Source organism: Streptomyces sp. NPDC026589, from assembly GCF_040638385.1.
Taxonomy (GTDB): Bacteria; Actinomycetota; Actinomycetes; order Streptomycetales; family Streptomycetaceae; genus Streptomyces.
On the sequence record NZ_JBEZYG010000046.1, the window covers coordinates 25,296 to 32,088 of the forward strand.

Below are 6,793 nucleotides of genomic sequence, written 5' to 3' on the forward strand. Positions count from 1 at the left end.
TCCCCATCGTGCACCCCGGCACTGACAACGAGCCGGTGACACCGCCCGCGTTGGACCGCTCAGCCGGTGGCCCACGGCCGGGACCTGCGAGAATGGCGTCATGACGGGAGCGGACGGCACGGAGGAATGGGCACGGCACTGGCAGTACGCCGAGCTGCCCGACCTCGATCTGCTGCGCGCCCGGTACGTCCGCCACACCTTCCCCCGGCACAGCCACGAGGGCTATGTCTTCGGCGCCGTCACCGGCGGCGTGGAGGACGTGGGGCTGCCGGGCGGCACGGTCCACGCGGTCCCCGGAACCGTCGTCATGATCAACCCGGAGGTTCCGCACACCGCCCGCTCCGGGGCCCCCGAGGGGTGGGCGTACGCCACGCTCTACCCGTCGGCCCGGGTCGTCAACGACATCGCGGCCGAGGTGACGTCCCTGCGCGGCACGGTCGGCTTCGCCGAGACCCGGGTGACCGACCCCCATGCCTCCCGCCTGATCACCGAGGTGCACCGGGCGGCGGAGGAGGGCAACGCGCTGGCGGCCGACAGCCTGCTGCGGGTCCTGGTCACCCGGCTCCTCAGTCGGCACGGCAGCCCCTTGCCCGGACTGGCCGCGCACGCCGGGGGTGCGCGGAACGCCGTGCGCGCCCGCGCCGCGCTGGAGGAGCGCATGGCCGCCCCGCCCACACTGGAGGCCCTCGCCGCCGAGCTGGGTATCGGTCCGTTCGCGCTGCTCAGAGCGTTCAAGAAGGAGTACGGGATGCCACCCCACACGTGGCTCACCAATGCCCGGGTGCGCAGGGCTCGCCACATGCTCGACGCCGGTGTCGCGCCCGCCGAGGCCGCGACCGCCGTCGGCTTCACGGACCAGCCGCACCTCAATCGTCACTTCACCCGGATCGTGGGTGTGCCGCCCGGGGCCTATCAGCGCGAGCGCGGAGTGCTGCGGCCCGGCAGGTGAGGGCGGAGGAACGCACCGGTGATGGCGCAGAACATGTCAGCGGGTGTGCGGATCGCATCTCTCCGTGTGCGGAGAATGCCGACTGGTGTGCAAGAACGTACAAGACCCGGCCCCGGCGATCCCCGTAGCGTTCCGGGCGTGGCAGAACAGACAACACCCCCAGGGGGCACCGGCGCGGCCGGTGCCCTGGCGTCCGGTCCGCCCGGCCGGTCGGCCGAGGCCCGTCCGGACAAGCCGGACGCGGCCGTCGTCCGCGACGCGCTCGGCGTCGGCATCGCCGTCGGGCTCTCCGGCTTCGCCTTCGGCGTCACCTCCGCGGGCTCCGGCCTCAGCCTGCTCCAGACCTGCGTCCTGAGTCTTCTCGTCTTCACCGGCGCCTCGCAGTTCGCCCTGGTAGGCGCGCTGGCCGCGGGCGGTAACCCCTACACCGCGGCGGCCGGTGCGTTCTTCCTGGGCGTCCGGAACGCGTTCTACGGTCTGCGGCTCTCGCAACTGCTCGCGCTTCCCCGCGCGGTACGGCCCTTCGCCGCCCACTGGGTCATCGACGAGACGACCGCGGTCACCCTGCCCCAGCCCACCCGGCGGGCCGCGCGCATCGGCTTCACGGTCACCGGACTCACCCTGTACGTGCTGTGGAACCTCACCACCCTGGTGGGAGCCCTGGGCGCCGAGGCACTGGGCGACACCGACGTGTGGGGCCTGGACGCGGCGAGTCCCGCGGTGTTCCTCGCGCTGCTCGCGCCGATGCTCAAGAGCACCATCGAACGCGTCACGGCGGGGCTGGCCGTCCTGCTGGCCCTGACGCTGCTGCCCGTTCTGCCGGCGGGTGTGCCCGTTCTGCTGTCGGCGCTCGCGGCACCCGTCGTCCTCTTCCTCATGGGACGGACGAAACGGGGACCGGAAGCCGAGGACGGCGCGGCGGCCCGGCAGCGGAAGACGGCACAGCAGGAGAAGGAGGAGCGGCGCCCATGAACGTCTGGATCGCCATCGGACTGACCGTGGCGGGCTGTTACCTCGCCAAGCTCCTGGGCCTGCTGGTGCCCGCGGGCGTGCTGGAGCGACCACTGGTCCAGCGGATGGCCGCCCTGCTGCCCGTGGCGCTGCTGGCGGCTCTCACCGCACAGCAGACCTTCGGCGACGGTCAGCAACTCGTCCTCGACGCCCGTGCCGCCGGTCTCGGGGCAGCGGCACTCGCCCTGGTCCTCCGTGCTCCCTTCCTGGTCGTCGTCGGCGCGGGAGTCCTGGTCACGGCCGGAGTCCGGGCACTGGCCTGAGCGAACGGAACGCCCGAGAGCCGAAACGCGGGAGCGATCCGTCCGCCACACCGGACACGCGGTCAGCCGAGCGGACGACCGTATGAGCGGAGCGTCCCCAAGGCCCTGAGCGTCACCAGGGGGCGTCCTTCCAGTGCGGTTCCCGGGGCCCACTGACGCCAGGTCACCGGCCATCCGCCGTCGTCCTGCTGTTCGGCGGCAAGGTGGTCGAGCGAGCGCTCCAGCTCCGCGTCCGTGAACCAGCGGCGGGCCAGGGATCCGGGAGTACGGGCGTAGTCGTGCGGGAAGTGGTGCTCGCCCGGCGCGTAGCCCGTCGCCACCGGGTGCTCCGCCCGCCGGGAGGGATCGAGCACCGCGAGCCGTTGTTCGCGCACCAGGCGGCCGAGCCGGTCGGCCGCCACCTCGGCGCGTGCCCGGTCCGGAGCGCAGTCCAGAAAAGCGACCGCGGCCTCGATCTCGTAGGGATGGGACTGTTCCAGAGCCTCGACGGCACTCCAGCAGAAGTCCGTCGCCCGGAACAGCCAGGCGTGCCACACCTGATTGCCGTGGAGCAGCCCGACGACCGGGCCGGTCGCGAGCAGCTCCGCCGGAGGGTCGTCCACGATGGGGATGAACGGGGCCGCCGGATACCCGCGCTGTGTAGGAAGCAGAGCGGGAAGTGCGCCTTCTTTGGTTGACACATCGGTCAGAAAACGGCAGATCCGTTCGACGCGCTGTCCGGCGCAGCGATCGATCGAATCAAGAACGCTCAGCGCATGGGCGGTGTGCAGCGGTTGGCTCACCGGACCCCGGAGATCGGGTTCCAGTGCGTGACCGTAGCCGCCGTCCTCGTTCTGATAGGCGGAGAGGGCCGTTTCCACGGCGTCGGGATCTCCGTCCAGGAAGCCATGGGCGAACCTCCGCTGTTCGAGGACACGGGCCGTGAGCCAGATGAACTGTTCGGCTCGCGCGAGGGTGCTTGCTCCGGTTCCAGCCATGGACCGACCGTAGAGGGGAAAGGCGTCCGGCACATGCCCGGCGGACCGGCTGCACTCTCAGGAGCGGGATACTGGTGGCATGCGGTTGACGATTTTCTGGGAGCGGATGGCCGACCACTTCGGTGCGGCGTACGCGGACTCCTTCGCCCGTGACCATGTGATGGCCGAACTCGGCGGCCGCACGGTGCACCAGGCGCTGGACGCGGGCTGGGACGCCAAGGACGTCTGGCGCGGGGTCTGTACGGCCATGGACGTTCCGGCCGACAGGCGCTGAAGCCTGCGTGCGTTCCGGCGGGCGAGCACTGACCCGTTCCGGGCGAGCACTGACCCGTTCGGGGAGGGAACGGGGCCGGCACGTACGGGAGCGGCCGGCTCGGGGCGGGGGACCGGTGGCCGGCGGCATAGGCCAGACTTGTCCCGTGTCATCGACAGACGAGACCGCCCCGGCCCAGCCGTCCGCATCCCCACCCGCCCCGCCGGCCGCACCGCCTGCGCCGCCCTCCGGCGCGGGCGGGGTCCGCATGCCCGGCTGGCTGCCGCGTGCGATGGTGCTGGCCCTGGCGCTCTACGCCTGTTTCCAGCTCGGCAGTTGGGCGTTCTACCAGCTCATCGGGTTGCTGACGAACGTGCTGATCGCGTTCTTCCTCGCGCTCGCCATCGAGCCCGCGGTCGGCCGGATGGCGGGTCGCGGCATGCGCCGCGGGCTGGCCACGTTCCTCGTCTTCCTCGCAGTGATGATCTCCGGCGTCGGATTCGTGGTGCTGTTGGGGTCGATGCTCGCGGGCCAGATCGTCGACATGGTCGACGAGTTCCCCAAGTACATCGACTCGGTGATCAACTGGGTCAACCAGACCTTCCGTACCGAACTCTCCCGGGTCGAGGTCCAGGACAGCCTGCTGCACTCCGACTGGCTGCAGAAGTACGTCCAGAACAGCGCCACCGGAGTGCTCGACGTCTCCACCACGGTCCTCGGCGGGCTGTTCCGGCTGTTGACGATCTTCCTGTTCTCCTTCTACTTCGCGGCCGACGGGCCCCGGCTCCGCCGCGCCCTGTGCTCCGTACTGCCGCCGGCCCGGCAGACCGAGGTGTTGCGCGCCTGGGAGATCGCGGTCGACAAGACCGGCGGATACATCTACTCGCGCGGTCTGATGGCGTTGATCTCCGGCGTGGCGCACTACGTCCTGCTGGTGATCCTCGGGGTGCCCTACGCCCCGGCACTCGCCGTCTGGGTCGGACTCGTCTCGCAGTTCATCCCCACCATCGGCACGTATCTCGCGGGCGCCCTGCCCATGCTGATCGCCTTCACGGTCGACCCCTGGTACGCGCTGTACGTGCTCGGGTTCGTCGTGATCTACCAGCAGTTCGAGAACTACGTGCTCCAGCCCAAGCTGACCGCGAAGACCGTCGACATCCACCCCGCGGTCGCCTTCGGGTCGGTCATCGCCGGCACGGCCCTGCTCGGCGCCGTCGGAGCGCTGGTCGCCATTCCCGCCGTCGCCACGCTCCAGGCGTTCCTCGGCGCCTATGTGAAGCGGTACGACGTCACCGACGACCCACGTGTGCACGGGGGCAGCAGCCGCGCGCCCGGGAGGCCGTTGCCGTCCCGGATACGCCGTCTGATGTGGCCTCGGCGATAGCAGCCGGTCATGGCGGGCCGCCTCAGCGGTAACCCGTCACATCGGCCGGCAGGCCGGGCTCCTGGACCTCGGTCAGATACCGCCAGGCGTCGGGCCGGCTCCCGTCCACATCGGTGAAGCCGTACACCTGGGCGAGCTGCCCGCTGGAGAGCGACCTGCCGTTCCAGCGGGCCACCTCGCGGTCGCCGGCGAGGGCGGCCACGGCGCGGCCGACGTACGCGGGGGACTCGGAGATCGCGAAGTGGGGCGTGTGCGCGACGGCGTCCCGCCAGGTGGCCTCGGTCACCCCGTGAGCCTGAAGCATGGCCTCGGACCGCAGCCAGCCCGGGGTGAGCGCCACGGCCGTCGCGTGGTGCGGTGCGAGCTCATGGCCGAGGGTGAAGGCCATCCGGTTCACCGCGGCCTTGGCCAGGTCGTAGAAGAACGAGACGCGGTAGTGGGACACGTTGTACTCGTCCGTCCCGTCGGTCATCTCGACGACCAGGCCGCCCGGTGTCTCGATCAGCAGCGGCAGCGCGAAGTGACTGGTGATGGCATGGGTGTCGACGGCCAGCCGCAGGGTGTGCAGCCCGGTGTCGAGCGACGACTCCCACACCGGCCTGTCCCACTCGATCTCGGCCCCCCAGATGTCGTTCACCAGAATGTGCAGGGCACCCTGCTCGCTCGCGACGCGGGCCACCAGAGCCCTGACCCGGTCCGGAACCAGATGATCGACCTGGACGGCGATGCCCCGCCCGCCCGCCGCGTCGACCAGGGCCGCGGTCTCCTCGATCGTCTCGGGCCGGTCCATCTCGGACCGCTCGGACCCGCTCGTGCGGCCGGTCACGTACACGATCGCCCCGGCGGCGCCGAGCTGGACGGCGATGCCCCTCCCGGCCCCGCGGGTGCCTCCGGCGACGAGTGCCACGCGGCCGGCCAGATCGGATCCGGGGGCCTGCCCTCCGTCGGGTGCTCCGGGCTCCGTCATCGCTCCCATACCGATCGAATATAGGGCGATACGCTCAGGTGTGCAGGCTCGGTCGTGTGCCGACGAGAGGTCGCCGGTGTTCGGTCACGGGGTGGCCGCGGGGCCGCGTGGTGCGCTTGACACGAAAATCGAACATCCATTCTGATGGGATTCCGGCCGGGTTTTCCCGGGCCCGGCCGTGGAGTTGTCCACAGGCCGGGAGGACGTCGAGGCCCATTGTCAGTGGCAGGGGTTAGCGTCTGAGACGTGAAGCGATCGACTCAAGCAAATCGGGTGGAACCCATGGCAGGTAACGACCGCGAGAAGGCGCTGGACGCCGCACTCGCACAGATTGAACGGCAGTTCGGCAAGGGTGCGGTGATGCGCCTGGGTGAGCGGCCGAACGAGCCCATCGAGGTCATCCCCACGGGATCGACCGCCCTGGACGTCGCCCTCGGTGTCGGCGGTCTGCCGCGCGGCCGTGTGGTGGAGGTGTACGGGCCGGAGTCCTCCGGTAAGACGACGCTGACGCTGCACGCGGTGGCGAACGCGCAGAAGCTCGGCGGTTCGGTGGCGTTCATCGACGCCGAGCACGCACTGGACCCGGAGTACGCGAAGAAGCTCGGCGTCGACATCGACAACCTCATCCTGTCCCAGCCGGACAACGGTGAGCAGGCGCTGGAGATCGTCGACATGCTGGTGCGCTCCGGCGCCCTGGACCTGATCGTCATCGACTCCGTGGCGGCCCTGGTGCCCCGTGCGGAGATCGAGGGCGAGATGGGCGACTCGCACGTGGGCCTCCAGGCGCGTCTGATGAGCCAGGCCCTCCGCAAGATCACCAGTGCGCTCAACCAGTCCAAGACCACCGCGATCTTCATCAACCAGCTCCGCGAGAAGATCGGTGTGATGTTCGGCTCCCCGGAGACCACCACCGGTGGCCGGGCGCTGAAGTTCTACGCCTCGGTGCGCCTGGACATCCGCCGGATCGAGACGCTCAAGGACGGCACCGA

Annotated in this window: 8 protein-coding genes; 6 read left to right on the top strand and 2 right to left on the bottom strand. The window is 70.5% G+C overall.

Annotation, left to right across the window (positions count from 1 at the left end):
- Window positions 1–100: 100 nt before the first annotated feature.
- The 3 genes from AB0F29_RS40155 (at window position 101) to AB0F29_RS40165 (ending at window position 2,223) form a co-directional block, all read left to right on the top strand.
- The gene (locus AB0F29_RS40155; protein WP_361883565.1) at window positions 101–949 is read left to right on the top strand and encodes an AraC family transcriptional regulator; all 849 of its coding nucleotides are present in this window, start codon (window positions 101–103) and stop codon (window positions 947–949) included.
- 138 nt (window positions 950–1,087) lie between these two features.
- Window positions 1,088–1,921: an AzlC family ABC transporter permease gene (locus AB0F29_RS40160; RefSeq protein WP_361883568.1), complete on the top strand. Its 834-nt coding sequence runs from the start codon at window positions 1,088–1,090 to the stop codon at window positions 1,919–1,921.
- The gene (locus tag AB0F29_RS40165) at window positions 1,918–2,223 is read left to right on the top strand and encodes an AzlD domain-containing protein (RefSeq protein WP_003965829.1); all 306 of its coding nucleotides are present in this window, start codon (window positions 1,918–1,920) and stop codon (window positions 2,221–2,223) included. The genes AB0F29_RS40160 and AB0F29_RS40165 overlap by 4 nt, the downstream gene beginning before the upstream one ends.
- Before the next feature lie 62 nt (window positions 2,224–2,285).
- On the opposite strand, the gene AB0F29_RS40170 is transcribed toward AB0F29_RS40165, so the two are convergent.
- The gene (locus AB0F29_RS40170; protein ID WP_361883571.1) at window positions 2,286–3,200 is read right to left on the bottom strand and encodes a hypothetical protein; all 915 of its coding nucleotides are present in this window, start codon (window positions 3,198–3,200) and stop codon (window positions 2,286–2,288) included.
- A gap of 79 nt (window positions 3,201–3,279) precedes the next feature.
- Between AB0F29_RS40170 and AB0F29_RS40175 the strand changes: the two genes are divergently transcribed.
- Window positions 3,280–3,474 (top strand): DUF3046 domain-containing protein, encoded by a 195-nt coding sequence (locus AB0F29_RS40175; protein WP_003965827.1) that lies wholly within the window; start codon window positions 3,280–3,282, stop codon window positions 3,472–3,474.
- Window positions 3,475–3,721: 247 nt separating this feature from the next.
- A complete protein-coding gene (locus AB0F29_RS40180) occupies window positions 3,722–4,837 on the top strand; it encodes an AI-2E family transporter (protein WP_361883577.1) in 1,116 nt (371 codons plus the stop codon).
- Between the two features lie 22 nt (window positions 4,838–4,859).
- On the opposite strand, the gene AB0F29_RS40185 is transcribed toward AB0F29_RS40180, so the two are convergent.
- Window positions 4,860–5,804 (bottom strand): SDR family oxidoreductase, encoded by a 945-nt coding sequence (locus tag AB0F29_RS40185; RefSeq protein WP_361883580.1) that lies wholly within the window; start codon window positions 5,802–5,804, stop codon window positions 4,860–4,862.
- Between the two features lie 282 nt (window positions 5,805–6,086).
- Here AB0F29_RS40185 and recA point away from each other — a divergent pair.
- Window positions 6,087–6,793: recombinase RecA (gene recA / locus AB0F29_RS40190; RefSeq protein ID WP_361883574.1), on the top strand; the 707-nt coding region annotated here is incomplete at its 3' end.

Excerpts from the sequence above, each read along its gene's own strand:
- AB0F29_RS40185 (WP_361883580.1), bottom strand. The coding sequence starts at position 5,804 with ATGACGGAGCCCGGAGCACCCGACGGAGGGCAGGCCCCCGGATCCGAT.
- AB0F29_RS40170 (WP_361883571.1), bottom strand. The coding sequence starts at position 3,200 with ATGGCTGGAACCGGAGCAAGCACCCTCGCGCGAGCCGAACAGTTCATC.
- AB0F29_RS40165 (WP_003965829.1), top strand. The coding sequence starts at position 1,918 with ATGAACGTCTGGATCGCCATCGGACTGACCGTGGCGGGCTGTTACCTC.
- AB0F29_RS40180 (WP_361883577.1), top strand. The coding sequence starts at position 3,722 with ATGCCCGGCTGGCTGCCGCGTGCGATGGTGCTGGCCCTGGCGCTCTAC.
- AB0F29_RS40175 (WP_003965827.1), top strand. The coding sequence starts at position 3,280 with ATGCGGTTGACGATTTTCTGGGAGCGGATGGCCGACCACTTCGGTGCG.
- AB0F29_RS40155 (WP_361883565.1), top strand. The coding sequence starts at position 101 with ATGACGGGAGCGGACGGCACGGAGGAATGGGCACGGCACTGGCAGTAC.